This is a genomic window from Curtobacterium sp. B8 (assembly GCF_000333315.1).
In the GTDB taxonomy this organism is placed as follows: domain Bacteria; phylum Actinomycetota; class Actinomycetes; order Actinomycetales; family Microbacteriaceae; genus Curtobacterium; species Curtobacterium luteum.
On the sequence record NZ_BACW01000245.1, the window covers coordinates 1 to 1,942 of the forward strand.

The window sequence follows — 1,942 nt, forward strand, 5'->3', positions numbered from 1 at the left end:
GGGTCCGAGGCCCCGGCGTCGGTCGGCACGACCGAGAGCCCCTGGGCCGCCGGGACGCCGGCCGCGAGGGCGAAGAACGCCGCGCCCGTGGTGCCGTCCGGGGTGGTGCCGGTGGTGTGGACGGCGTTGACCGCGGCCGCGAGCTTCGTCGCGACGGCGTCGTACGAGGCCGATGCCTGCGCGAGTGCGCCACCGGTGCCCTGCGCGTTCGCGGGTGCCAGGAGCGACAGCGCACCGCCGATCGACCCGCCGGACAGCGTGACGGCGCCGGCCTGTCCCGACGTCCAGGTCAGCGTCACCGCGGCGCCGTCGTGCAGCGCCGTGGCACCGCCGAGCGCGACCGCACGGGCGTCGGTGCCCTGCACGATCGGGTTGCCGCCGATGAGCACGTCCGCCGTCCCGTCCGCGTTCGTCCGGACGGTGCCGCCGGCGAGGGACGCGATCTGCTCGGTGAGCTGGTCGCGCTGGTCGACGAGCTCGTTGGCGTTCCCGCCCGCGGCGAGGGCGGACCGGATCTGCCCGTTGAGGTCGGCGACCTGCTTCGCCGCGTCGTTGAGCTGCGTGACCTGCGACGCGACGGTGGCCCGCGTGGTCGACCACTGCTGGTCGAGCGCCTTCGAGCCGCTCGCGAGGGTCGACGCGACCGTGCCGGCGGCCCCGAGGAGCGTGCTCGCGGCGCCGGGGTCGTCGGGGTGCGCTGCGACCCCGGCCCAGGCCGACCAGAAGGCGTCGAGCTTCGCGGCGAGGCCGTTCGTGCCGGGTTCCTGCAGGCCGGTCTCGAGCGCGCTCAGGGCGGTCGCACGGGCGTCGGCGTACGCGGAGGACCCGGCGGCGACGCGGACGCCTGCGTCGAGCGTGAGGGACCCCAGCCGGGCGATGCCGTCGACGGAGACGCCCTGCCCGGCGAGGGCCGCGGTGCCCCGCACGAACCCGGTCTGCACGGCGGGGACGGACGACTGCGTGACGCGCTGCCGGGTGTAGCCGGTCGTCCCGGCGTTCGCGATGTTCTGTCCCGTGACGTCGATGCCGGCACGGGCCGCGGCGAGGCCGGAGTACGCGGTCGCGAGGGATCCGAAGGTGCTGACCACGACTACAGGTTCCCCTCGAAGAGCCGTGCGCCGTCGGAGCCGGAGCCGCTCGCGCCGGAGGCGTCGTACGTCGCCGGCGACCCGACCGTGCCCGCGAGGGTCTCCTCAGTCGCGTGGGCGGCGGCACGGAGGAAGCGGTCGTTCTCGTCGCGGAGCGCGCCGATGTGCGTCGTCAGCTCGACCATCGCGGTCAGGTGGGCGGCGAGGATCTCGCCCCAGGGGCCGCTCGGTGCCGCCGCGACGACGTCGCGCAGGGGAGCGTCGGCGGCGACGCCCCACTCCTCGGCGACCTCGGCGCTCGACGCGGCGCGCTCGAGGCCGGTGCTGCGGAGGCGTTCGAGGACCTGCTCGACCTCGCGGCTGGCGTGCGACACCCAGCGGGAGCGTCCGGCGGCGAGCAGGAGCTGCTCCTCCTCGAGCTTGAACGTGAGCAGTTCGAGCAGTTCACGCTCGCGCCACAGTACGGCGGACAGGTCGTTCACGCTCATCAGCTCCTCCCGGGGTGGTGGTCCTGTCCGTCATCCGGCGGACACGGGGTGCTATCGGTCCCGCTGCTCCGGACGTAAGCGGTCCGCGCGACCCGACCGACGGGGCGGACGTACCCCGGGCCTCCCGTCCGGACCCGATCGGGGGACAGAACAGCGCGTACCGGGGCCCGGGTCCCCACAAATGCGGACGCCGATCCGGCCCGGTCACCCCCGCTTTGGGTACGGATGAAGGCCTGTTCAGTGCCTTCTCAGCCGATACATTCAGAACGCACCCCGGGGGGACAGACCCGGCACGCGTCGCAGGGACGCCAGGTGCTCGCCCGGAGGGACCCGGGCGGTCTTGACGTACGTTCCGGCCGGTCGCGG

Annotated in this window: 2 protein-coding genes; both read right to left on the bottom strand. The window is 74.7% G+C overall.

Annotation, left to right across the window (positions count from 1 at the left end; translation table 11 throughout):
* Positions 1–1,088 (bottom strand): flagellar hook-associated protein FlgK (gene flgK / locus I59_RS06075; protein ID WP_022903099.1); only part of this gene is annotated, 1,088 nt, incomplete at its 3' end.
* A gap of 2 nt (positions 1,089–1,090) precedes the next feature.
* Positions 1,091–1,576, bottom strand: coding sequence for a flagellar protein FlgN (locus I59_RS06080; protein WP_022903100.1), 486 nt, complete (start codon positions 1,574–1,576; stop codon positions 1,091–1,093).
* Between the last annotated feature and the right edge of the window lie 366 nt (positions 1,577–1,942).

Coding starts and splice junctions, on each gene's coding strand:
- I59_RS06080 (WP_022903100.1), bottom strand. CDS start 1,576: ATGAGCGTGAACGACCTGTCCGCCGTACTGTGGCGCGAGCGTGAACTG.